The 23,094-nt window shown below is 67.1% G+C and carries 18 protein-coding genes; 8 read left to right on the forward strand and 10 right to left on the reverse strand.

Translation table 11 applies throughout. The annotated features are described in order from the left end of the window. Nucleotides 1-17: 17 nt before the first annotated feature. Entirely contained in the window at nt 18-1,055 is a 1,038-nt protein-coding gene (mreB, locus tag IP89_RS09290) for a rod shape-determining protein MreB (RefSeq protein WP_043309161.1), read from the reverse strand. 196 nt (nt 1,056-1,251) lie between these two features. Between mreB and gatC the strand changes: the two genes are divergently transcribed. From gatC to IP89_RS09315, 5 genes are read left to right on the forward strand one after another with little or no spacing between them, the layout of a single operon-like run. Further along, nucleotides 1,252-1,539 (forward strand): Asp-tRNA(Asn)/Glu-tRNA(Gln) amidotransferase subunit GatC, encoded by a 288-nt coding sequence (gatC, locus tag IP89_RS09295; RefSeq protein ID WP_043309162.1) that lies wholly within the window; start codon nt 1,252-1,254, stop codon nt 1,537-1,539. A 16-nt stretch (nt 1,540-1,555) separates the two neighbouring features. Continuing rightward, the gene (gatA, locus tag IP89_RS09300; protein ID WP_043309163.1) at nt 1,556-3,007 is read left to right on the forward strand and encodes an Asp-tRNA(Asn)/Glu-tRNA(Gln) amidotransferase subunit GatA; all 1,452 of its coding nucleotides are present in this window, start codon (nt 1,556-1,558) and stop codon (nt 3,005-3,007) included. A gap of 11 nt (nt 3,008-3,018) precedes the next feature. Beyond that, on the forward strand, nt 3,019-4,464 hold the full coding sequence (gatB, locus tag IP89_RS09305; RefSeq protein ID WP_043309164.1) for an Asp-tRNA(Asn)/Glu-tRNA(Gln) amidotransferase subunit GatB: 1,446 nt from the start codon (nt 3,019-3,021) through the stop codon (nt 4,462-4,464). A 50-nt stretch (nt 4,465-4,514) separates the two neighbouring features. Then, nucleotides 4,515-4,973 carry a septal ring lytic transglycosylase RlpA family protein gene (locus tag IP89_RS09310; protein ID WP_052081011.1) on the forward strand — a complete coding sequence of 153 codons (459 nt, stop codon included), beginning with the start codon at nt 4,515-4,517 and terminating at the stop codon, nt 4,971-4,973. A gap of 11 nt (nt 4,974-4,984) precedes the next feature. Then, complete coding sequence (locus tag IP89_RS09315) at nt 4,985-5,368, forward strand: carboxymuconolactone decarboxylase family protein (protein ID WP_043309166.1); 384 nt, start codon at nt 4,985-4,987, stop codon at nt 5,366-5,368. Here the strand turns inward: IP89_RS09315 and IP89_RS09320 are convergent. From IP89_RS09320 to IP89_RS09360, 9 genes are all read right to left on the reverse strand, one after another. Then, entirely contained in the window at nt 5,359-6,147 is a 789-nt protein-coding gene (locus tag IP89_RS09320) for a YfaP family protein (RefSeq protein WP_043309167.1), read from the reverse strand. The two genes, IP89_RS09315 and IP89_RS09320, sit on opposite strands and share 10 nt — an antisense overlap. Next, nucleotides 6,144-7,793 (reverse strand): DUF2300 domain-containing protein, encoded by a 1,650-nt coding sequence (locus tag IP89_RS09325; protein WP_043309168.1) that lies wholly within the window; start codon nt 7,791-7,793, stop codon nt 6,144-6,146. Before IP89_RS09325 ends, IP89_RS09320 begins: the two co-directional genes overlap by 4 nt. A 2-nt stretch (nt 7,794-7,795) precedes the next feature. Further along, complete coding sequence (locus IP89_RS09330; protein ID WP_043309169.1) at nt 7,796-12,340, reverse strand: alpha-2-macroglobulin; 4,545 nt, start codon at nt 12,338-12,340, stop codon at nt 7,796-7,798. Between the two features lie 11 nt (nt 12,341-12,351). Further along, nucleotides 12,352-13,008, reverse strand: coding sequence for a DUF1175 domain-containing protein (locus IP89_RS09335; RefSeq protein ID WP_043309170.1), 657 nt, complete (start codon nt 13,006-13,008; stop codon nt 12,352-12,354). Further along, nucleotides 12,978-14,759 (reverse strand): DUF2138 domain-containing protein, encoded by a 1,782-nt coding sequence (locus IP89_RS09340; protein WP_043309171.1) that lies wholly within the window; start codon nt 14,757-14,759, stop codon nt 12,978-12,980. Before IP89_RS09340 ends, IP89_RS09335 begins: the two co-directional genes overlap by 31 nt. 23 nt (nt 14,760-14,782) lie before the next feature. Continuing rightward, nucleotides 14,783-15,574, reverse strand: a complete 792-nt coding sequence (locus tag IP89_RS09345; RefSeq protein ID WP_043309172.1) for a YfaP family protein — start codon at nt 15,572-15,574, stop codon at nt 14,783-14,785. Nucleotides 15,575-15,676: 102 nt separating this feature from the next. Further along, nucleotides 15,677-16,624, reverse strand: coding sequence for an AEC family transporter (locus tag IP89_RS09350; protein ID WP_043309173.1), 948 nt, complete (start codon nt 16,622-16,624; stop codon nt 15,677-15,679). Between the two features lie 249 nt (nt 16,625-16,873). After that, nucleotides 16,874-17,434, reverse strand: coding sequence for a response regulator transcription factor (locus IP89_RS09355; RefSeq protein WP_043309174.1), 561 nt, complete (start codon nt 17,432-17,434; stop codon nt 16,874-16,876). Further along, on the reverse strand, nt 17,427-18,719 hold the full coding sequence (locus IP89_RS09360) for an ATP-binding protein (RefSeq protein ID WP_043309175.1): 1,293 nt from the start codon (nt 18,717-18,719) through the stop codon (nt 17,427-17,429). Before IP89_RS09360 ends, IP89_RS09355 begins: the two co-directional genes overlap by 8 nt. Nucleotides 18,720-18,886: 167 nt before the next feature. Here IP89_RS09360 and IP89_RS09365 point away from each other — a divergent pair, with 167 nt between their 5' ends. From IP89_RS09365 to IP89_RS09375, 3 genes are all read left to right on the forward strand, one after another. Then, nucleotides 18,887-19,600: an SIMPL domain-containing protein gene (locus IP89_RS09365; RefSeq protein WP_043309176.1), complete on the forward strand. Its 714-nt coding sequence runs from the start codon at nt 18,887-18,889 to the stop codon at nt 19,598-19,600. Nucleotides 19,601-19,809: 209 nt separating this feature from the next. Beyond that, on the forward strand, nt 19,810-21,411 hold the full coding sequence (locus IP89_RS09370; RefSeq protein WP_043309219.1) for an ABC transporter substrate-binding protein: 1,602 nt from the start codon (nt 19,810-19,812) through the stop codon (nt 21,409-21,411). Nucleotides 21,412-21,467: 56 nt separating this feature from the next. Continuing rightward, nucleotides 21,468-23,054 carry an ABC transporter substrate-binding protein gene (locus tag IP89_RS09375; protein ID WP_043309177.1) on the forward strand — a complete coding sequence of 529 codons (1,587 nt, stop codon included), beginning with the start codon at nt 21,468-21,470 and terminating at the stop codon, nt 23,052-23,054. Nucleotides 23,055-23,094 lie beyond the last annotated feature (40 nt).

Consider the following 23,094-nt stretch of genomic DNA (forward strand, 5'->3'; position numbering starts at 1 on the left):
GCTCACCACAGGATTCATCACTCGGTGGACAGCAGGTCCATGGAGTGGCGATCCATCATTTCCAGGGCACGGCCACCGCCGCGAGCCACGCAGGTCAGCGGGTCCTCGGCGACGATCACCGGCAGGCCGGTTTCCTGAGCCAGCAGCTTGTCCAGGTCGCGCAGCAGGGCGCCACCACCGGTCAGCACCAGGCCGCGCTCGGCGATGTCGGAGGCCAGCTCCGGCGGGGACTGTTCCAGGGCGCTCTTCACGGCCTGAACGATAGTCGCCAGGGACTCCTGCAGAGCCTCCAGCACTTCGTTGGAGTTCAGAGTGAAGCTGCGCGGTACGCCTTCGGCCAGGTTACGGCCACGCACGTCGACTTCGCGGACTTCGCCACCAGCGTAGGCGGTGCCGATTTCCTGCTTGATGCGCTCGGCGGTGGATTCGCCGATCAGCGAGCCGTAGTTGCGGCGCACGTAGGTGATGATGGCCTCGTCGAAGCGATCGCCACCAACGCGGACGGACTCGGCGTAGACCACGCCGTTCAGCGAGATCAGGGCGATTTCGGTGGTACCACCGCCGATATCGACGACCATCGAGCCGCGGGCCTCTTCGACCGGCAGGCCGGCACCGATGGCAGCGGCCATCGGCTCTTCGATCAGGAACACTTCACGGGCACCGGCGCCCAGGGCGGATTCACGGATGGCGCGGCGCTCGACCTGGGTCGATTTGCACGGCACGCAGATCAGCACACGCGGCGACGGCTGCAGGAAGCTGTTCTCGTGAACCTTGTTGATGAAGTACTGCAGCATCTTCTCGCAGACGCTGAAGTCGGCGATCACGCCGTCTTTCATCGGGCGGATGGCCGAGATGTTGCCCGGGGTACGGCCCAGCATGCGCTTGGCTTCGGTACCGACGGCGACCACGGATTTTTGGTTGCCACTGCTACGAATGGCGACCACGGACGGCTCGTTGAGGACGATGCCGCGCTCGCGGACATAGATCAGGGTATTGGCGGTGCCCAGGTCGATCGACAGATCGCTGGAAAACATGCCACGCAGTTTCTTGAACATGGGAAAGAAGCCCTAAACAGAGCGCGATGAAAAACGCTGGGTAAAAAGTGCGGCAAACTCTATCAACGAGCCGCCTTTTGGGCAAGGCGCCAGATATGCTAAATTGCCTGCTTTTCCGGGCCTTAGGGCCCAAAAATCGCGGCATCTGACCGCCCCGCGCGGCATCCGTTCCCCGCCCGTTTTCTGGAGACTCACGATGGCGCTCGAACGCTCCGACGTGGAAAAAATCGCCCATCTCGCCCGTCTGGGCCTGAACGAGGCGGAAATTCCGCAGACCACTGCCACCCTCAACAACATCCTCGGCCTGATCGACGCCATGCAGGCGGTCGACACCACCGGCATCGAGCCGTTGGCCCATCCGCTCGAGGCCACCCAGCGCCTGCGCGCCGACGTGGTGAGCGAACAGAACCAGCGCGACGCCTACCAGGCAATCGCCCCGGCCGTGGAAAGCGGCCTGTTCCTCGTGCCGAAAGTCATCGAATAAAAGGAAAGGCCTGCTCATGCATCAACTGACTCTGGCCGAGATCGCTCGCGGCCTGAAGGATAAGACCTTCTCCTCCGTCGAGCTGACCGAGAGCCTGCTGGCGCGCATCGCCCAGCTCGACCCGCAGCTGAACAGCTTTATCACCGTCACCGAAGAGCTGGCCCGCGCCCAGGCGCAAGCCGCCGACGCCCGCCGCGCGGCCGGCGAGAATGGCACCCTGCTCGGCGCGCCGATCGGCCACAAGGACCTGTTCTGCACCAACGGCGTGCTGACCAGCTGTGGTTCGAAGATCCTCACCGGCTTCAAGGCGCCCTATGACGCCACCGTGGTCGACAAGCTGGCCACCGCCGGTACCGTGACCCTGGGCAAGCTGAACATGGACGAGTTCGCCATGGGCTCGGCCAACGAATCCAGCCACTACGGCGCGGTGAAGAACCCCTGGGACCTGACCCGCGTACCGGGCGGCTCCTCCGGCGGTAGCGCCGCCGCCGTGGCCGCACGCCTGCTGCCGGCCGCCACCGGCACCGACACCGGCGGCTCGATCCGCCAGCCGGCCGCGCTGACCAACCTCACCGGGATCAAGCCGACCTACGGTCGCGTCTCCCGCTGGGGCATGATCGCCTATGCCTCCAGCCTCGATCAGGGCGGCCCGCTGGCCCGCACCGCCGAGGACTGCGCCCTGCTGCTCGGCGCCATGGCCGGTTTCGACCCGAAGGATTCGACCAGCGTCGATCAGCCGGTGGATGATTACCTGGCTGCCCTGACCCAGCCGCTAGCCGGCCTGCGCATCGGTCTGCCCAAGGAATACTTCGGCGCCGGCCTCGACAGCCGCATCGCTGACGCCGTGTTGGCCGTAGTCGAAGAGCTGAAGAAGCTCGGTGCCACCGTCAAGGAAATCAGCCTGCCGAACATGCAGCACGCGATTCCCGCCTACTACGTAATCGCCCCAGCGGAAGCCAGCTCCAACCTGTCGCGTTTCGACGGCGTGCGCTTCGGCTACCGCTGCGAGAACCCGGTCAACCTCGAAGACCTGTACAAGCGCTCGCGCGGCGAAGGCTTCGGCGCGGAAGTGAAGCGCCGCATCATGGTCGGCACCTATGCGCTGTCCGCCGGTTACTACGATGCCTACTACATCAAGGCCCAGCAGATCCGCCGCCTGATCAAGAACGACTTCGTCGCCGCTTTCAATGAAGTCGACCTGATCCTCGGCCCGACCACGCCGAACCCGGCCTGGAAACTCGGCGAGAAGAGCGCCGATCCGGTCTCGGCCTACCTGGAAGACATCTACACCATCACCGCCAACCTCGCCGGCATCCCGGGTCTGTCCATGCCCGCCGGCTTCGTCGACGGCCTGCCGGTCGGCGTGCAGCTGCTCGCCCCCTACTTCCAGGAAGGTCGCCTGCTCAACGTGGCGCACCAGTACCAGCAAGTGTCCGATTGGCACACTCGCGCCCCGGCCGGATTCTGAGGAACACGCACATGCAATGGGAAACCGTGATCGGGCTGGAAATTCACGCTCAGCTCAGCACCCAATCGAAGATCTTCTCCGGCAGCGCCACCACCTTCGGCGCCGAGCCCAACACCCAGGCCAGCCTGGTCGACCTCGGCATGCCCGGCACCCTGCCGGTACTGAACGCCGAAGCCGTGCGCATGGCCTGCCAGTTCGGCCTGGCCATCGACGCCGAGATCGCGCCGACCAACGTCTTCGCCCGTAAGAACTACTTCTACCCGGACCTGCCGAAGGGCTACCAAACCAGCCAGATGGACCACCCCATCGTCGGCAAGGGCTTCCTCGACATCACCCTGGAAGACGGCACCGTCAAGCGCATCGGCATCACCCGCGCGCACCTGGAAGAAGACGCCGGCAAGAGCCTGCACGAAGACTTCCACGGCATGAGCGGCATCGACCTCAACCGCGCCGGCACGCCGCTGCTGGAGATCGTCTCCGAGCCGGACATCCGTTCGGCCAAGGAAGCCGTGGCCTATGTGAAGGCCATCCACGCCCTGGTGCGCTACCTCGGCATCTGCGACGGCAACATGGCCGAAGGCTCGCTGCGCTGCGACTGCAACGTCTCGGTACGCCCCAAGGGCCAGGCCGAATTCGGCACCCGCGCCGAGATCAAGAACGTCAACTCGTTCCGCTTCATCGAGAAGGCGATCAACCACGAGGTGCAGCGCCAGATCGAGCTGATCGAAGACGGCGGCAAGGTCGTGCAGGAAACCCGCCTGTACGACCCGAACAAGGACCAGACGCGCTCCATGCGCAGCAAGGAAGAAGCCAACGACTACCGTTACTTCCCCTGCCCGGACCTGCTGCCGGTGGTGATCGAGCGCAGCTTCCTCGATGACCTGCGCAGCCAGCTGCCGGAGTTGCCACCGCAGAAGCGCGAGCGCTTCGAGAGCCAGTTCGGCCTGTCCACCTACGACGCCAGCGTATTGAGCGCGAGCCGTGAGCTGGCCGACTACTTCGAGGTCGTCGAGAAGACCTGTGGCGACGCCAAGCTGGCGGCCAACTGGGTGATGGGCGAGCTGTCCAGCCTGCTCAACAAGGACAACCTGGAAATCGAGCAGTCGCCGGTTTCCGCCCAGCACCTGGGCGAGATGATCCTGCGCCTGAAGGACGGCACCATCAACGGCAAGGCCGCGAAGACCGTATTCGCCGCCATGGCCGAAGGTGAAGGCTCACCAGACCAGATCATCAAGGCCAAGGACCTGGTGCAGAACACCGACAGCGGCGCCGTCGAGAAGCTGCTCGACGAAGTACTGGCAGCCAACGCCGAGCAGGTCGAGCAGTACCGCGCCAGTGATGAGGCCAAGCGCGGCAAGATGTTCGGCTTCTTCGTCGGCCAGGCGATGAAGGCCGCCAAGGGCAAGGCCAACCCCGGCCAGGTGAACGAACTGCTCAAGAAAAAGCTCGAAAGCTAAGAGCACAATGACGCCGGGGAGACCCGGCGTTGTTCTCTCCGGGAACCGCCATGCGCAAGATTGCGACTTTCCTTCTGCCCTTGCTGTTGGTCGGCTGCGCCGGCCAGCAGATCACGCCGCGCACGCCGAACGAGCCGGTCAGCCCCGCGCCCAGGACCGCCCCGCCGGCAGCCACGCCGACGACGCCAGCCGCCAAGCCGGCAGCCAAGCCGAGCTATGTCGCCAAGGGCAAGGCCTCCTACTACGCCGCGCGCCACCACGGCCGCCGTACCGCCAGCGGCGAGCGCCTGAGCAACCACGATCTGACCGCCGCCCACCGCGAGCTGCCCTTCGGCACCCGGGTCAAGGTCACCAACCTGAGCAATGGCCGCTCGGTGGTGGTGCGCATCACCGACCGCGGTCCGCATACCCGCGGGCGCCTGATCGACCTGTCGCAGGCAGCAGCCAAGCAGCTGGACATGCTGCGCGCCGGTGTCGCCCAGGTACGCATCGAGACTGTGGATAACTGACGGAGCCTTCCATGAGTGACAACGGTAAAGCCGGCGAGCTGGTTCGCCGCGAAGTGATGGGCGACGCCTTCGTCGACCGCGCCTTGAACAACGCCACCGAGTTCAGCCAACCGCTGCAGGAGTTCGTCAACGAACACGCCTGGGGCGGCGTCTGGACCCGCGGCGTGCTGGAGCGCAAGACCCGCAGCCTGATCACCCTGGCAGCACTGACCGCCCTAAAATGTCCGCAGGAGCTGAAGGGCCACGTGCGTGGCGCGCTGAACAACGGCTGCAGCGTGGAGGAAATCCGCGAGGCGCTGTTGCACTGCGCGGTGTACGCCGGCGTGCCGGCGGCCATCGATGCCTTCCGCGCAGCGCAGGAAGTGATCGATGCCTGGCAGGCGCCTCAGGGATAACTGAAGCGCTTCACCAGGGTCAGCTCACCTGGGGCACGCATCGGGATCAGGAAAGACTCCTGCTTCTCGTTGGCCGTGCCCTCCTCGCTGATCAGCGTGACCTGCGCCGTGGTCAGCTCCTGCGCCGGGTTGCCACCCTCGCCGTAACCGCCACCGTAGTAATTGACGTAGACCAGGTACTCGCCCTTGAGCGGGGTCGGCGAGGCAATCATCTCCGGGCCGAAACCGCCGGTCACGTCGACGTCCAGCGCAGCACCGTTGGCCAGGGCACGCTCGCCATACCAGGCATGACCACCATCGGGCGTCACCAGGTGTAGGTCGAGGTCGGTGTTGTCGCTGTCCCAGGACAGCACCACGCGCAGGCGTGCCGGCGTCTCGCCGCTGCCGCCGTTGTAGAACTGCACGCGGCGCACCTGCTGGCCATCCGGGCTGCGCACTTCGACATTGTTGCTGCCGGCCGGGAACACGAACGGGCGGTCAAAGCCACCACCTTCCTGCACCTTGAGCGGCATGCTGATGCCGTTGACCACCAGGCGCGCCGGCGCACCGCTGGGCGCCTTGTCGGTGGCGCTGATCTGCCCGCGGATGCGCGCGCTGTCGCCCTGGTCCGGCGCACTGTTGACCGCCGAGGCCGGGTAGTTGACCTCCTGCATGAAGTGCGCACCCTCGTCCGAGCCGGTGCGCCAGCCGGCGCGCGGGGTGTCCAGGGTGATGCCGGCGAAGGCGCCGAGCGGCATGGCGCAGGCCAGGATGGCGAGGGGATACAGGCGATGGTTCATGGCTGAGCTTCCAGCAGCAGATGGCGGGCGAGGCCCTCGATGTAGGTTTCATCTTGGCCATTCGGATGGGCGTCGAAGGCCAGGTGCAGGTATTCGTGGGTCAGGTCGAGGCGGTCCTGCAGCGACAGCAGGCCGCGCACGTAGATACGTCGGTGCTCGCGATCGACATGCGGGCTGCCACTGTGCAGGCGGCACACGGCGAACTCGGCGGTCTCGGCATAGCCCGGCTCGCTGTCCAGCAGTTCGCGCCAGCGCCGACGCTGGCCGTGCAGCCAGTCCTCGGCGGCCGGCAACGGCTGGCAGGCAGCCACCGGCCGGTCCCAGCGTCCCAGGCTGGCGCGCGGGAAGGCGCGGGCGAGGATCGCGGTGTAGCGCAGGCCGGACTGCGCCTGTTCTACGGCCTGGCTCCAGGCCAGGCGATCCGCGCCAGGCTCATCCGCGTGATAGGTGACGGTACTGCCGGCCAGCACCAGATCGGCAGTCCAGGCCGCGACCTCGCGCGCAGCAGCGCTGGCCGGGCGCGGGGCAACCCGCTGCTGGGCGCTGCTGTCGCGGATCGCCAGGCACTCGCCACGGCGCTCGCCGTTCTGCAGCAGATAGCTGCGGATGCTCACCGCCAGGGCCTTGGCCGCTTCGGCCGGCTGCGCCGCCGCCTCGCGGTCGAGTACCCGCGCCACGTATTCCTCGCGGCTCAGGCGCGCCACCAGCTTGGGCTGCTCGCCAGCCAGCAGAAACAGCTCGCCCTGGCTCTCGATGTCCAAGGCGTTGCCGTTGACGAACTCTGCCCGGTAACGCCCGCGTAGCGCCCCAGACTGGCTGACCGCAGCGCCGTCCGCGCGCGCCAGGCTGCGCATCGGATAACGGTCGAACAGCGCTACCTCGACACAACCGCCCGGCTCCGCCGGCCAGGGCGCCGGCAGCACCTTGCCGAGAACCTCGGCATGACGCTTGAGCACGCCCTGACTGGTGCCAGAGCCACCGGCCCAGAGCGGCGTGCCGTCGGCCAGCCAGCCGGCGAAGCCACCCTGGCGCGCCTGGGCATCGCCATCGGCCAGCCAGCTCCAGGTCTTCACCCGCAGGCGCCCGCCAAGCGGGCCGAGCAGCGCGCCGTCACCGGCATTCGCCGTCACATCCAGCAGCACGCGACGCGCCTCGGCCTGGACCGGCAGCGTGGCCAGGCTGTCGAGCAATTCACCCACCGCGACCCGCCGCTGCGGCTGCAGCTGGTCGAGGTCGAGCAACCATTGCGGCGCATGGCGCGCTTGCCAGTAGTCGTGCCACTCACCGGCCTGCAGGCCGAGACGCTGCGGTGCGAAGTACAGGCCGCAGGAGCGCACCAGCGCCTGGTCGCGGTCGATGCGCTCGCCGGCTGCGCAGCAATAGACCTCCTCGCGATCCTGACCGGTGCAGGAATAGCCCGGGTCGGGCAGCTGGCGGTCGACCTGGTAGGCGTAGACGAACAGCTTCCACAGGCTGCCCAGCGGCGCCTCCAGGCCCGCCGGCAACGGCTCACGGGACAGTAGCTGCTGCTCGTCCAGACGCAGCAGCTCGGCGCCCTGCGGCGTGTGCCAGGCCAGCTGCAGCGGCGCCGGCCCGGCCGACGCCAGCAGCGGCGGCAACAGCGCCAGCCAGGCGAACGCGCGCATCCTTACTCGACCTTCAGCTCGGCCAGCGCCGGCTTCTGCTCGAAGGCCTGGGCCTGCGGGTCGTACATGCGCGAGTAGCGCGCCGGCGGCAGGTGGAACTCGCCTTTCTGCGAGAAGCGCACCAGGTGGCGCAGCGTGATAGTGCCCTGCAGGCTGTCCACCGGCACCGCATAGAGCAGTTGACCCGGCTCGTGGCGGGCCTTCTCCAGCGGCGCCGCCTCTTCCGAATCCAGGCCGCTGACCTGCAGACCCCAAGTGGTGCGCTCGACGTCCGCGCCCGGCGGCAGCGGTACCTCCAGCAGGCCGTAACGGCGCGGTGTCTCGGCCTCGCTCTGCAGGGTGATCTCGTCCAGATACAGCTGGTCGCCGGAGATCGGGCCGTCGCCCACCTCCTCGGCGCTGAAGCTGAATGCCGCTTCGCCCGGCACCAGGCGCAGCAGGCGGCGGGTGACCTTCACCTCGAGCGGACCGCTCGGCGGCGTAGCGGCGCTGTCATAGCTGAGCGCTGCAACCAGCGGGCTACCCAGCTCGGCCGGCAACTCCAGCGCGCTCGGCGGCTGGTTACCTTGCCACTGCCACAGAGTCTCACCGCTGGCGCCTTCGCGAGCCTGCCAGCCGCCCCCCGGCTGCGACACCGCGACCAGCGGGGCATCGCCCAGGCGACGCTGCAGCCAGGTCAGCGCCAGGGCCCGTTCCAGGGTGGCCTGGGCCGGAGTCAGGCGCTGCAGCAGAGCATTGATCTGCAGCGGATCGACCGGCCCGCGGGACAGACGCACCGCCTCGGCGAACGGCTGGGTGCTGGCCGCGACGCGCTCGCGAGCTGCGGCCAGGCCAACAGCGAAGCGCGGCGGCAGACCAATCTTGCTGCCGGCCATATCGGCGGCCAGTACGCGGGCCAGGTCCAGACCCAGGCGCGAGTCCGGGTAGGCCATGACCAGACTGGTCTCGCCGCTGTCGTCCAGCGCCACCTCCTCGCCCTCGTCTGCGTTGGCCAGGTCCTCCAGCAGGCCCTTGAGCAGGGTCTCTGTGGGCAGCTGCATCTCGCGGGCGAAGCTGAGGATCAGTGCGCGCTGCAGCAGCGGTACGGCGGGCGCCTGCTGGGCGTAGATGTCCAGCACGCGCTGCCAGTGCTCAGGCGGCAGCTGCACGGCCAGGGCGCGGCTGGCATGCCAGTCGGCGTAGTAGGCGTAGGCAGTGAGGAAGGCATCGGCGTTCTCACCCTCGCCCCACCAGGTGAAGGTCGCTTCCGGCCCGGCCATCTGCACCAGGCGCAAGCGGCTGTTCTGCATGATCAGGCGCAGGCGATCGCCGATACGCGCCTCTCCCTTGGCCAAGGTCGGGTAGGCCAGGCTCAGCGGCAGCAGCCGGCTGGCGGTCTGCTCGACGCAGCCGTAGGGGTATTCCAACAGGTCGTCGAGGGCCGAACGGAACAGCATCTGGCTGCTGTCGCCGAGGCGCAGGCGGATATTGCTGGCGTCCGCCGGCAGGGTCAGCGGATTGCTGCCCGGGTTAAGCGCCATGTTCTGCACATGCAGGCGCTGCCAGCCTTCACCGGCCACGCGCAGACCCACGGCCAGGGCGTCGATCGGTTTGCCGTCCTGCACCAGTTCGGCAGTCAGCTCGCCGGCAGCCAGGGCAGTCGGTGGTAGGGACAGGTAGTTGGCGCCGCGGGCCAGCTCGACCTTCTGCCGCTGCTCCTGACCGGCGAAGCGGGTGACCAGCTCGGCCTCGGTTTCCTCTTCGCCCTGGTTGAAGGCGAACAGGCCCAGCTGCGGCTTGTCGCCGTCGCGGAACAGGGTTGGCCCGCTCCACTTCAGGTACAGCGGCTTCTCGGAGCGGATGAACTGTTTCTTCTGTCCCACTTCGCCGCCCTCGTCGACCGCGCGCACGGTGATGCGCCAGCGGGTCAGCGAGTCGGGCATGCGGAAGCTGAACTGCGCCTTGCCCTGGGCATCGGTGGTCAGGTCCGGCTGCCAGGTAGCGGTGTCGACTTCCTCGCGGCGCGGCCGCTCCAGCACCTTGACCCCGCGCTCGCTGCGGTTGGCCCGCCCCGGTGCGCTGGCGTTGCCCGGCAGGGCCACGTCGTAGCTGATGAACGACAGGCTGGCGCTGGTGCGCACGTTGTTGCGCCGCGGGTGATAGAAGAACTGGTCGATGCCCGGAGCGATCTCCGGCTGCAGGGCGTAGATCATCTCGTCCACTACGCTCACCGTCAGGCGGGTGGCGGCCGGCTGGCCCTTGAACTGGGTGGCGAGGTCGACGGTGACCGTCTCACCCGGCTGGTAGAGCTCCTTGTCGGTGCTCACCGCGATCTCGATCTGCGCCTTGGCCACCTTGATCCCGGCGTTCTGGAAGCTGTAGTCGCCACCCTTGGTGTAGAGCACCGAGAAGGTCAGGTTAGGGGCGAAGTGGTCGTCCACCGGGATGCGCGCGCGGTACTGGGTGTCGTTGAGCTTCTCCAGCTTGAGCCAGTCACCACCGGCCGATAGCAGCGCGGTGGCCTCGACCTTGTCGCGCTCCAGGGTCAGCAGCGCGTCACCCACCGCTTCGGGGAAGGTGATCAGCGCCAGCGCCTCGTCACCCGGCTGGTACTGGTCGCGGTCGAACACCACTTCGACGGTGCCGGCCACTGCTTTGAGCCCGCTGCCGCTGACCGAGTGGCCGGTGGCGCCGAGGATCAGGCCGTGTTCGTCCTTGAGGGTGATGTTGTAGGTGCCGGGATGCTCGAAGCTCAGGCTGAAGCCCTGCTCGTCGTCGCCCAGGCTGGCGCTGTGCTTGCTCTGGTCTTCAAGGCGCACCCACTCGTAGCTGGCCGGCTTGAGTTCGGTCGGCTGCTCGCTGCGGTAGCTGAACTGCACGGCCTCGCCGGCGGCGCTGAAGCGCTGCGGTGCCTCCAGGCGATAGCGGGCTGCGCCACGCTCGATAAGGATTTCCTTGCTGGTCTTGACCCGGTAGGCAGCGCCGTCGCTGGCGAACACGGTCAGCAGGTAGCGGCTGGGCTTGTCGGCGGCCGGCAGCTCGAAAGCGGCGCGGCCCTTGTCGTCGGTGGCCAGCTCGCTGCTGCTGAGCTCGACCGGGAACTGGCCGAGGTACTGCAGCTCGTTGTCGATCATCGACAGCTGCTGGGCACGCAGGCTCAGCTGCAGGCGCGCATTCTTCACCGGTTTGCCGTCCGGGTAGAGCAGCACCAGGTTGCCGGTGACCTTGTCGCCGGTGCGGAAGTCCGGTTTGGCCAGATCGAGGGCGACCTCGAAGTGCGGCTTGATGTAGTCGGCGACGCGGAAGGCGCTGCTGTACAGCTGATCGCGGTAGAGGAAGCGCAGCTCGTAGCCGCCGGCCACAGCGTTGTCCGGCAGCTGGAAGCGGCCCTGGGTGCCGGCCTTGGCATCCAGGTTCAGGTCCAGGGTCTGCAGGGTGGTGCCGTTGGCATCGAGCACCGCCAGCTTGAGCGGCGCGGCCTCGGCGGCCTTGGAGTCGCGCGCGCTGGTGAACTCGCGGCCGACGATCTTCACCTCGACCCAATCGCCGGGGCGGTACAGCGGACGGTCAGTGAAGGCGTAGAGCTTGGTGTCGTAGATCTCGCTGTCGTAGTAGAAGTTTTCCGAGACGAACACGCCGCCCTCGGCGTCCTCGCCGAGCAAATAGGAACGCTCCGGGCTGGCGTGTTCCAGGCGCAGCAGGCCCTGGGTATCGGTACTGCCGCTGCGCATCACGCCCAGGCCGTCGGTCCACAGCACCTTGGCGCCGGCCACGGCGCTGCCTTCATGCTTGCGCGCGGTCCACACCAGCAGTTCCTTGCCGGCGATCTTGCTCACCGCCACGGTGTTGGAGACGAACAGCACGGTGGTCGCGCGGAACTTGCCGACCAGCGCCTCGACCAGGTACAGACCGGGCTTGAGCTTGCCCAGCGGGATATAGACGTTGCCGGGGTTGACGGTGACAAAGGAACTGGACGAGCCGGCCAGCTCAACACCCTTGGGCGGCTGGATGGCCTTGGCGTCCCACAGCGGGTAGCGGAACTGGGTCACCAGCGGCACGCCCTTCATTGGCGCGTATTGCGGCTGGGCCTCGAAGGGGGTCGGCGCCTTGATCGCATCACCCATCTTCAGTTCCGGCGCTTCCTCGGTCACCTGCACCCGTGACTCGTAGGAGAAGGCCCGCTGCATCACCCGACGCGACTTGCGGTACCAGTTGTCCCACAGGTAGGCCAGGGTGTTGGATAGCCCCTCGCCCTTGTACTGCCCTTCGGCTACCACCCGGTGCAGGTTCTTCTGCCGCTTGAGGAACTCCAGCGGCTGCTCGATGCGGTACACGCGCACGTCCACACCGCCGTAGGGCTCCATCATGTAGCGACGGTAGTCGCGGCCCGGCGCCTCCAGGCGCACCTTGGCCACTTCGTCGCTGGCGAAGCTGCTGTCGGCCAGGAGGAAGAACGACTGCCCGGCCACCGGCGAGTAGCCGCTGGACTCGACACTGTCCTCGGCCTGGGCGGCCAGCGGCAGCAGCGTGGCCAGCAGGGCCGTGGCGGCGAGACGCAGCAGGCCCATCGGCGATCCTTTCATCGACTGAGAAAATGCAGTCGGTAGACGCCAATGAAGTTGGGGTTGGATGCGTCGGGAATCCATCGGGTGTCCTTCCATGTCATCAGTTGCTGCAGGCTCACGGAGCGCATGCCGTTGTCGGTCGGGGTGGTGGTGCCGGTGTGGTAGACGATGTTGCGGCCCATCCAGATCATCAGGTGCTGCTCGTCGCCCTGATCGAAGAAGATCAGGTCGCCGGGGCGCGCCTGGTTGAGGTCGCGACCCACCAGGGCGCTGTTGAACTGGATCAGCTTGATCGCGTTGACGTAGGGGCCGAGCTTGCCGCCGCCCTGTTGCCACTGCTGGGCCAGGCCGCGCTGGGCCTCGCTCAGCTCCAGCTCCGGCGGCAGGTAGCGGTTGCTCAAGCCATTGGCGTGCAACCACTTGGCGTCGTGTACCTTGAGCGCCTCGTTGGCGGCGAAGCGCACCAGGCCGGCGCAGTCCTGCTGATGCCAGCGCGGGCTGGGACCCTGGCGCAGCTGCTCCTGGGCGATGCGCACGAACCAGGCGCGAAACACCTGGGACTGCTGCACGTCCAGCGCCGGCGCGTTGGCCCATGCCGGCGCGCCAAGGGCGAGCAGCAGAGCGCCGATCAGCAGTCGCCTCACAGGGCGCGCCACTGCAGCGGCAGCCATTGCCAAGCTTCGTTGGCCTCGGCGTCGGCCGGAAGGCTCAGGGCGTACTTGCCGTGGCCGGACAGCGAACGCAGCTTGGGCAGCAGGTTGGCCTGGGCGGCGTTACGGAACACCGGTTCGATGTCTTCCGGCAGGCTGTCCAGGGTCTCGCGTTCGAGCAGAGCGGCCAGGCTGTCCGGCGCCAGATAGGCCGGTACCAGGGCGTTGCCCGGCAGCACTTCGGCCAGCGGCGGGAAGCGCTTGTCGAGGGTCTGCAGGGCCTTGTCGAGCAGGCGGTCGTCCAGCGAGAACAGCAGGGTCGAGCCGTGGCGCGCCAGGCTGACGCGGAAGAAGCCGCGCGAGGCCAGGGCATCCGGCTGTGCAGCGAGGTCCGCCGGGTACTGGCCGAAGTTGGAGCCGACCTGGCGCTGCCACTTGTGCAGCTCACCCTGGGCGCTGTCCTGCACCGGGAAGCTGCCGCCCTCGGCGTAGGGTTCCCAGGCGCCGATCAGGCTGTCGAACAGCTTGCCCAGCTCGGCATCGGTCTGCGCACCAGGCTTGTCCTTGAGCGTGCCGACCAGCAGCGGCGAGTGCAGACGCGAGTCCGGATACCAGCACAGACCGGCACTGCCAGTGAGCTGGCCGGCCAGCTCGGCGGCCGCCTTGGGTTCGGCACCGACCTTGGCCAGCAACCGCTCGGGCAGACCCGGCGCCACCGGCAGGGCCACACAGGCGCTGGCGCCCATGGGCATGGCACTCCATACCGGGGCGAAGTCGAAGGCGCCCTGCCCCTCCACCTCGTCCAGGGCCAGGAAGCTGCTCCAGCCCTGCTCGTTCATCTCGAAGCGCAGGCCAGCGAAGGCCGGCAGGAAGCGCCGGTAGCCCAAGGCGAGGAAGTCTGCGCTGAGGGTCACGCGCTGCTGCAGAGCGCCACGTTCGGCCAGACCGAAACGCTCGGGGAAGGGATGCTGGCCGGCCAGCAGGGCCTCGGCGGCCTCGGCCGAGACCTTGGCCAGGCCAGGCTCCGGCGGTGTCGGCGGGATCACCTCACCGTTTTCATCCAGGGCCACGGCAGCGTCTTCATCGACCTCCGGCTCCGGCGCCGGGCCGAACAGCATGTCGGTGCTGGACATCAGCAGCAGCTGGTCACCGTGGGAGGCGAACAGAATCGAGCGATCGCCGTTGTAGCGCAGGCGATAGAAAGGCACCGCCGCGCCATCGACGGTGAACTCGCCAGCCTGGCTCAGCTGGGTATCGTCCAGTGCCACCTTGGCCAGCGGCTCCAGCACCTTGGCCAGGCCACCGCGCTGGATCAGCACCACGAAATGGCGTAGGCGGCCACCGGCGTCGCGCCACAGGGCCACTTCGGCCGGCTGGTCGAGCAGCTCGTCGAGCAGGTTGTCACGCAGTTCGAGGTCATGCTCGTAGATGATGCGGCGCAGGCTGCCGGTCAGGCCGAGGCGGTCGGCGTTGTTCTCGTAGTAGAACACCAGGTCCTCGGTGAGGGTGTCGCGCAGCAACGGCACCTTGAGCACGTCCTTGGGCAGACGGCTCAGCGAGGCGCTCTCGATCAGCACGTCCGGGCGCGCCAAGTCGAGGCCCAGGTAGTTGGCCTCGACCAGCTGGCGCTCGCCCTGTGGCTCGTACTTGAGCCAGGCGAACAGGCCGGCGGCGGTCACCGGCAGTGCCACGGCCAGGCCGATCAGCAGCGGGCGCCAGCGGCGCGGGCTGGGCGTGGCGGCGGACTCGACGGGAGTGGTGGTGTCGCTCATAGGTAAAGACTCCGCGGGAGCGTTCAGTAGTTGAAGGACTTCACCGGCAGCAGCTCGCCGATGGTGCGCAGCGGCACGACGAAGGTCTCGCGCCGCTCGTTGACGGTGTTCTCGTTGAACACCAGGCTGATCTGCGAGGTGATCACCTCGTTCTGGTTGCTGCCGGCCTGGAAGTTGTAGCCCTGGCTGCCCAGGTTGCCCCAGTAGTTGACGTACACCAGGTAGGTGCCGTGCAGCGGCGCGGTCATGGTGAACATCTCCGGGCCGGGGCCGTCGACGCTGTCCACGTCGAGGCCGCCGCCGTTGCTCATCACCGGGTCGGCCCAGAAGGCGTGCTGGCCGTCGGGGGTGATCACATGCAGGTCGAGCTCGGCCTTGGGATCGTCCCAGCCGAGGACGATGCGCACCCGCGCCGGGGTCTTCAGGTTGTTGGCTTCATAGAACTGCACGCGGCGCAGCGGCTTGCCGTCGGCGCGCAGCTCGACGCTGTTGGAACCGGCGCCGAAGTTGTAAGGGCGGACGAAGCGGCCCTCGGCATCGGTATACAGAGGCAGGGGATTACCGTTGACCGCCAGGGTATGTGGCTGGCGCAGGCCCTGGGTGCCTGCGAGCTTGCCGGCGATCAGGCTGCGGCCGCGCTGGCCGCCACGGTCGATGGGCGGTGTCGGGTAGGCCACGCGAGAGTCGGCCGAACGGTCCAACAGGCCATCGTGGCGCCAGCCGGCGGTGGGACCTTCCAGGCTGGCGGAGGGGTCTGCCATGGCAACTGACGCGGGGAGCGTCATGAGTGCCAACAGCTGCAGCAGGGTGCGCATGATTAATCCTTTAACGGCGCGAGGGAGATAGGCTAGCGGGCCGCCTCGTGCCAGGCAATCGGCGCAGTGACCGGCCGTCCGGAGATCGGCGGCGGATCACATTTAGGTCTGGATCCAGCCCCCCCACTGCAGCACGAACAGGCCGATATTGGTGGTGACCACCGCCAGCAGCGTGGTGATGACGATGATCGCCGCTGCCAGTTCATGGTTGCCGCCGGCGGCGCGCGCCATCACGTAGCTGGCCGCTGCCGTCGGGCTGGCGAAGAACAGGAAGAGGATCGCCAGTTCGGCATTGCGAAAGCCCAGGAAAAAGGCGCCGGCGGTACCAAGAATCGGCAGCCAGATCATCTTCATCAGGCTCGCGCCCAGGGCTACCGCGCCGCTGGCACGCAGCGCCGCCAGCGACAGGGTGCCGCCGATGCAGATCAGCGCCATCGGCAGGGTCAGCTGCGCCAGGTACTCGCCCGAGGTGGTCAACCAGGCAGGCAGGCGCACCTGCCAGTAGGCGAAGGGAATGGCCGCCAGCACGCCGAGGATCAGCGGGTTGCACAGCACGCCCTTGAGGATGCTCCAGGGACTGGCCTTGGCGTTGGGGTTGTACACCTCCAGCACGATCACCGAGAGGGTGTTGTAGCTGAGGATCACCACCCCGCCGAGGATGCCGCCGAGCGACAGGCCGTAGTCGCCGTACAGGCTGGTGGCCAGGGCCAGGCCGACGATGCCGTTGTTGCCGCGGAACGCACCCTGCACGTAGATGCCGCGGTCGGCCTGCGGCACGCGCAGGATGGCCCAGCCCCAGGCCAGTAGGAAGCCAAGCACGGTGGCCAACAGGAAGTAACCGAGCAGCGCCGGCTGCAGCGCAGCATTGAGGTCGGCATGCAGGATGGCGAGGAACAGCATGACCGGCATGCTGACGTTGAACACCAGCGCCGAGGCGGTATTGATGAAGTGGCCGTCGATCAACCCGAGGCGTTTGAGCGCCACGCCGAGGAACAGCATGGAGAACACCGGAGCGGTGATGGCGAGGGTCTGCTGGAAGACGGCAAGCATGGCGGGCCCGACTACTTGGTTAGGAGGCTAATGATAGCCGCTCCAGTCGGGAAATTGCTTTCTACAGGCTTTCAGCGGGGCAAATAGCCCCGCGGGAGTCTGGCTTCAGAGCCTGCTCAAAGGCTCGCGAGCTAGAGCCAAACGGTGGCAGAAATGGTCGAGGGTGCGGAGTTTACAAGTAGTAAATGAGCAACCCGAGACGGTTTCCAACGCCGTTTGGCCGACGCGCAGCAGACTTTGAACAGGCTCTCAGCGCCGAACTGGACGCTTCTGCAGCTTACGCTGCAGGGTCCGCCGGTGCATGCCGAGGGCGCGGGCGGTGGCGGAGATGTTGCCGTCGTGCTCGGCCAGCACACGCTGGATGTGCTCCCACTGCAGGCGGTCCACCGACATCGGGTTTTCCGGCACCAGGGTGGTGAGGTCGGCGTGCTCGGAGAGCAGCGCGGTGAGCACGTCGTCGGCGTCGGCCGGCTTGCACAGGTAGTTGGTGGCGCCGCGTTTGATCGCCTCCACCGCGGTGGCGATGCTCGAATAGCCGGTGAGGATCACCACGCGCATCTCGGCGTCCAGCTCCAGCAGCTTGGGCAGCAGCACCAGGCCGGAGTCGCCTTCCATCTTCAGGTCGAGCACGGCGTAGTCGGGCAGGTCGTCCTTGGCCAGCACCAGCCCCTCTTCCGCCGAGTTGGCCACGCTCACGCGCAAGCCGCGGCGTTCCATGGCGCGGGCCATGACGCGGGTGAAGGTGGGGTCGTCGTCCACCAGCAGCAGGTGTGGCTGTTCTTCCTGCTCGTTGAGCTGTTCGTCAGACATGTTGGGCTCCCTTGGCCAGCCTGGGCAGACGCAGTTCCGTCAGCGTACCGCCCTCTTCGTGGTTGTAGAGTTTCACCGAACCGCCGGCCCGCGTCACGCTGGCCTGGCTGAGGAACAGGCCGAGGCCGAAGCCCTTGCCCTTGGTGGTGAAGAAGGGCCGGCCGATCTGCTCGGCGATGGCCAGCGGCACGCCGGCGCCGTGGTCACGGATGCCCAGGTCGACCCATTGCTCGTCCCAATCGAGACGGATGTCGAGCTTGTCCGGGCAGGCGTCGGCAGCGTTGTTGAGCAAATTCAGCAGGGCCTGGGTCAGGTCGGCCGGCGGCTGCAGACGCGGCACCGCGCCGGAACCCAGGCACTGGAAGCGATAGGTGGCCTCGGGGCGCATCAGGTGCCAGCGGTTGAGGGTCGCCTCCAGCCACTGCACCACGGTCTGTTCCTCCACCGCCTGGCGACGTTCCGCCTCGGCGGCGCGCACCAGTTGCTGCAGGGTGTCCTTGCACAGCTTGACCTGCTCCTGCAGCAGCGCCAGGTCGTCCTGCAGCGCCGGCTTGTCGCGGTATTCCTGGCGCAGCTCCTTGAGCAACACGCTCATGGTCGCCAGCGGCGTGCCCAGCTCATGCGCGGCGCCAGCGGCCTGAGTGGCCACGGCGAGCAGTTGCTGGTCGCGCATGCCCTCCTCGCGGCGCAGCGCCTGCAGCTCGTCCTGGCGGCGCAGGGCGCCGGCCATCTTGACCACGAAGAAGGTGATGAAGGCCGCCGACAGGGCGAAGTTCAGCCACATGCCGAACAGGTGCAGGCTGATCAGCATGGCCTCGTGCTGCACGTTGTTCAGGTGCAGCGGGTGGTACCAGATCAGCAGCGCCGTGTAGCCGGTCAGCGCCAGCCCGGCGAGGAACATCGAATAGAACCAGGGCAGGGTCGCTGCGGCGATGGTCAGCGGCACCAGATAGTAGGAAACGAACGGGTTGGTCGAACCGCCGGAGAAGTACAGCAGCAGGCTGTGGATCACCAGGTCGCAGGCCAGCTGCACCGTGTACTCCAGCTCGGTCACCGGCCACGGCCCGCGCAGGCGTAGGGCGGTGAGCAGGCACAGGCCGAGCGACACGCCGAGGGTAATGCACAGCGGCAACCAGGGCAGCGGCAACAGGTCCGACAGATAGGCGATGCCCACCGAGCCGGCCTGGGCGGCCAGCACCAGCAGGCGGATCAGCGTCAGGCGCCAGAGATTCTGGCGGCTGGCGGAGAGCAATTGCATGGGTGCATAAAAGGAGGTCTGGGGCATGAGTGCGAGTATAACCAGAGGCCCGGGGTGACCGTCTGCATGCGGCAACGCGACGCAGCGGCCACACAAGCTGCAACAAAGGTCATGGAAAAACTGCGAACCAGGCTTAACCCGAATAGTCTGACCCCCTCGTCAAAGATCAGGACAACCACCCGCAAGGAGTTCCCATGCACGCATTCAACCGTCTCGCCGCCACCATCGCCCTCGGCCTGGCCACTGTCGCCAGCCTGCCGGCCCTGGCCGACGAGCCCCGCTACAACCAGGTGTCGCTGCGCGCCGAGGTGAGCCAGGAAGTGGCCCACGACCGCATGTACGTCACCCTCTATACCGAGGCGCAGAGCGATGACCCGGCGGAGCTGGCCGTCAGCGTGACCAAGACCCTCAACGCCGCCATCGACAAGGCGCGCAAGGTGCAGGGCGTGAAGGTCAGCCTGGGCAGCCGGCAGAGCTACCCGGTGTACGAGAACGAAGGCACCAAGATCAGCGCCTGGCGCGAGCGCGCCGAGCTGCGCCTGGAAAGCGCCGAGTTCGCCCGCCTGTCACAGCTGTCCGCCGACCTGCTCGGTGAGTTGAAGATGGCCGACATGAGCTTCGCCGTCGCCGAAGACTCGCGCAAAACCAGTGAAGACCAACTGATCAAGCAGGCGGTCGAAGCGTTCAAGGCGCGCGCCCAGCTGGCCACCGACGCCGTCGGCGGCAAGAGCTACAAGCTGGTCAGCCTGAACCTGAACAGCGGTGGCTTCCAGCCGGTGATGCCGATGCGCGCCATGGCCATGGACCGCGGCAGCTTCAGCAAGAGCGAAGCCGCACCGCAGATCGAGGCCGGCACCAGCCGCGTGAGCATGAGCGCCGATGGCGTGATCGAGGTGCAACTGCCCTGATAGACAACGCGGCGCCACTGCGGGCGGCAGTGGCGCCAGCGCCTTGCGCCTGGGCTGGCCCAGGCATTCTCTGCAGTGAATTGCACCTGCATCACAGCTTCTACACTCAAGGGCGCTCTTCGCTTGTCCACGGCACATGCCGTGCATAGCCTCACCCAGGTGCCGGCATGGCGCTCAGGGATAAAACCAAGAACGAACATGAGGTCAACATGCGCAACCACGCCGCCCTACCGGCCCTGCTCGCGGCCGGGCTGATCGCCGCAGCTCCGTTTGCCAGCGCCGCCAGCAACCTGGTGTTCTGCTCCGAAGGCAGCCCCGCCGGTTTCGACCCCGGCCAGTACACCACCGGCACCGACTTCGATGCCGTGGCGGAAACCATGTTCAACCGCCTGACCCAGTTCGAGCGTGGTGGCACCGCCGTGGAGCCGGGCCTCGCCGAAAAGTGGGAAGTCAGCGCCGATGGCCTGACCTACACCTTCCATCTGCGTCCGGGCGTGCAGTTCCACTCGACCTCCTACTTCAAGCCGAGCCGCGAATTCAACGCCGACGATGTGCTGTTCACCTTCCAGCGCATGCTCGACAAGCAGCACCCGTTCCGCCAGGCCTACCCGGCCGAGTTCCCCTACTTCACCGACATGGGCATGGACGCCAACATCGCCAAGCTGGAAAAGCTCGACGCCATGACGGTGCAGTTCACCCTGGCCAGCGTCGACGCCGCCTTTATCCAGAATCTAGCGATGAGCTTCGCCTCGATCCACTCCGCCGAATACGCCGAGCAGCTGCTCAAAACCGGCCAGGCCGCCGCGATCAACCAGAAGCCGATCGGCACCGGCCCCTTCGTGTTCAAGCGCTACCAGAAGGACGCGCAGATCCGCTTCACCGGCAACCAGGCGTACTGGAAACCTGCGGACGTGAAGATCGACAACCTGATCTTCTCCATCAACACCGACGCCTCGGTGCGCATGCAGAAGCTCAAGAAGGGCGAATGCCAGGTCAGCCTGTTGCCGCGCCCGGCCGACCTCGAAGGGCTGAAGCAAGACCCGAACCTGAACATGCCGTCGCAGCCGGGCTTCAACCTCGGCTACATCGCCTACAACGTGCAGCACAAACCCTTCGACCGGCTCGAAGTGCGCCAGGCGCTGGACATGGCGGTGAACAAGCAGGCGATCATCGATGCCGTGTACCAGGGCGCTGGCCAGCTGGCGGTGAACGGCATGCCGCCGACCCAGTGGTCCTATGACGCCAGCATCAAGGACCCGGCCTACGACCCGGCCAAGGCCCGCGAACTGCTCAAGGCCGCCGGCGTTGCCGAAGGCACCGAGATCACCCTGTGGGCCATGCCGGTGCAGCGCCCGTACAACCCCAACGCCAGGCTGATGGCCGAGATGCTGCAGGCCGACTGGGCCAAGGTCGGCATCAAGGCCAAAATCGTCAGCTACGAGTGGGGCGAGTACATCAAGCGCGCCAAGGGTGGCGAGCACGACGCCATGCTGATCGGCTGGAGCGGTGACAACGGCGACCCGGACAACTGGCTGGGCACCCTGTACGGCTGCGATGCGGTCGACGGCAACAACTTCTCCAAATGGTGCGACCGCGACTACGACCAGCTGATCAAGCAGGCCAAGGCCAACCCCGACCAGGCCAAGCGCAGCGAGCTGTACCAGCAGGCCCAGCACATCCTCAAGGCCCAGGTGCCGATCACCCCGATCGCCCACTCTACCGTCTACCAACCCATGCGCAAGACCGTGCAGGACTTCCGCATCAGCCCGTTCGCCCTCAACTCCTTCTACGGCGTGAGCGTGGGCAAATGACCAGCCGGGCGCCGGGCCGCCACAGGCGCCCGGCGTTCACGCACAAGGATCGATTCATGCGCAGTATCCTCATGTTCGTGGCGCTCGGCGTCAGCCTGCCGCTATTCGCCCAGCAGTCGCTGGTGGTCTGCTCCGAGGCCAGCCCGGAAGGTTTCGACATCGTCCAGTACACCGCCGCCACCACCGCCGACGCCTCGGCCGAGACGGTCTACGAGCGCCTGGTGCAGTTCGCCCCCGGCAGCACGCGGATCGTGCCGGGCCTGGCCGAAAGCTGGGAAATCGGCACCGACGGACTGACCTACACCTTCACCCTGCGCAAGGGCGTGAAGTTCCACGAAACGCCCTGGTTCAAACCCTCCCGCGAGCTGAATGCCGACGACGTGCTGTGGAGCTTCGAGCGCCAGCGCGACAAGGAGCATCCCTGGCACGAGTTGGCCGCGCGCGGCTTCCCCTACTTCGAGGCCATGGGCTTCGCCGAGCTGATCGACAAGATCGAGGCGCTCGACGAGCACCGCGTGCGCTTCACCCTCAAGCACCCCGAGGCGCCCTTCCTCGCCGACCTGGCCATGGGCTTCACCTCGATCTATTCCGCCGAGTACGCCGAACAGCTGCTCGACGCCGAGACGCCGGAGAAGCTCAACAGTCAGCCGATCGGCACCGGCCCGTTCGTCTTCGAGCGCTACGCCAAGGACGCCCAGGTGCGCTTCGCCGGCAACCCGCATTACTGGGGCGGCAAACCGCCGCTCGACCGCCTGCTGCTGGCCATCACCCCCGACCCCAACACCCGCGTGCAGCAGCTCAAGGCCGGCGCCTGCCAGGTCGCCGTGTTCCCCCGCCCCAGCGATGTGCCGGCACTGCGCGAGAACGCCAAGCTGCAGGTGCTGGAACTGGATTCGCTGCTCACCGCCTACGTCGCCATCAACACCCGGCACAAGCCGCTGGACGACGTGCGCGTGCGCCACGCCATCAACCTGGCCTTCGACCGCCAGGCCTACCTGCGTGCGCAGTACGGCGAGGGCAACGCGACCCTGGCGGCAGCGCCCTACCCGGCCACCCTGCTCGGTTATGACGAGCGCCTGCAGCCCTGGCCGCGCGATCTGGAAAAGGCACGCAAGCTGCTGGCCGAGGCCGGCCACGCACAGGGCCTGAAACTGTCGATCTGGACCCGCCCCGGCGGCGGCCCGACCAACCCCAACCCGGGCATCGGCGCGCAGATGCTGCAGGCCGACCTCGCCGCCATCGGCATCACCGCCGACATCCGCGTGTTCGAGTGGGGTGAGCTGATCAAGCGTGCCAAGAACGGCGAGCACGACCTGGTGTTCATGGGCTGGGCCGGTGACAACGGCGACCCGGACAACTTCCTCACCCCCAACCTGTCCTGCGCCGCCGCCACGAGCGGCGAGAACCAGGCCGGCTGGTGCAACCCGGAATTCGACCAGCTGATTCGCGAAGCCCGCCGGATTGCCGACCCGGAACGCCGCGCGGCGTTGTATCGTGAGGCCCTGGCGATCTTCCAGCGCGAGGCGCCGTGGATCGCCCTCGCCCATCCCAAGCAGTTCGCCGTGCTGCGCAAGGATGTCGAAGGCTTCGTCCTCAGCCCCCTGGGCTCGAACAATTTCGCCCGTGTGCGGCGAACACAATGACAGCTGCACCTCTCTCCCCCTGGGAGAGGGGCCGGGGGTG

This window comes from Pseudomonas sp. ML96, from assembly GCF_000761545.1.
GTDB lineage: Bacteria > Pseudomonadota > Gammaproteobacteria > Pseudomonadales > Pseudomonadaceae > Aquipseudomonas.

What these genes read in the sequence shown, in the direction of transcription:
- mreB (WP_043309161.1), bottom strand. Translation starts at nt 1,055, where the DNA reads ATGTTCAAGAAACTGCGTGGCATGTTTTCCAGCGATCTGTCGATCGAC.
- gatC (WP_043309162.1), top strand. Translation starts at nt 1,252, where the DNA reads ATGGCGCTCGAACGCTCCGACGTGGAAAAAATCGCCCATCTCGCCCGT.
- gatA (WP_043309163.1), top strand. Translation starts at nt 1,556, where the DNA reads ATGCATCAACTGACTCTGGCCGAGATCGCTCGCGGCCTGAAGGATAAG.
- gatB (WP_043309164.1), top strand. Translation starts at nt 3,019, where the DNA reads ATGCAATGGGAAACCGTGATCGGGCTGGAAATTCACGCTCAGCTCAGC.
- IP89_RS09310 (WP_052081011.1), top strand. Translation starts at nt 4,515, where the DNA reads ATGCGCAAGATTGCGACTTTCCTTCTGCCCTTGCTGTTGGTCGGCTGC.
- IP89_RS09315 (WP_043309166.1), top strand. Translation starts at nt 4,985, where the DNA reads ATGAGTGACAACGGTAAAGCCGGCGAGCTGGTTCGCCGCGAAGTGATG.
- IP89_RS09320 (WP_043309167.1), bottom strand. Translation starts at nt 6,147, where the DNA reads ATGAACCATCGCCTGTATCCCCTCGCCATCCTGGCCTGCGCCATGCCG.
- IP89_RS09325 (WP_043309168.1), bottom strand. Translation starts at nt 7,793, where the DNA reads ATGCGCGCGTTCGCCTGGCTGGCGCTGTTGCCGCCGCTGCTGGCGTCG.
- IP89_RS09330 (WP_043309169.1), bottom strand. Translation starts at nt 12,340, where the DNA reads ATGGGCCTGCTGCGTCTCGCCGCCACGGCCCTGCTGGCCACGCTGCTG.
- IP89_RS09335 (WP_043309170.1), bottom strand. Translation starts at nt 13,008, where the DNA reads ATGGCTGCCGCTGCAGTGGCGCGCCCTGTGAGGCGACTGCTGATCGGC.
- IP89_RS09340 (WP_043309171.1), bottom strand. Translation starts at nt 14,759, where the DNA reads ATGAGCGACACCACCACTCCCGTCGAGTCCGCCGCCACGCCCAGCCCG.
- IP89_RS09345 (WP_043309172.1), bottom strand. Translation starts at nt 15,574, where the DNA reads ATGCGCACCCTGCTGCAGCTGTTGGCACTCATGACGCTCCCCGCGTCA.
- IP89_RS09350 (WP_043309173.1), bottom strand. Translation starts at nt 16,624, where the DNA reads ATGCTTGCCGTCTTCCAGCAGACCCTCGCCATCACCGCTCCGGTGTTC.
- IP89_RS09355 (WP_043309174.1), bottom strand. Translation starts at nt 17,434, where the DNA reads ATGTCTGACGAACAGCTCAACGAGCAGGAAGAACAGCCACACCTGCTG.
- IP89_RS09360 (WP_043309175.1), bottom strand. Translation starts at nt 18,719, where the DNA reads ATGCCCCAGACCTCCTTTTATGCACCCATGCAATTGCTCTCCGCCAGC.
- IP89_RS09365 (WP_043309176.1), top strand. Translation starts at nt 18,887, where the DNA reads ATGCACGCATTCAACCGTCTCGCCGCCACCATCGCCCTCGGCCTGGCC.
- IP89_RS09370 (WP_043309219.1), top strand. Translation starts at nt 19,810, where the DNA reads ATGCGCAACCACGCCGCCCTACCGGCCCTGCTCGCGGCCGGGCTGATC.
- IP89_RS09375 (WP_043309177.1), top strand. Translation starts at nt 21,468, where the DNA reads ATGCGCAGTATCCTCATGTTCGTGGCGCTCGGCGTCAGCCTGCCGCTA.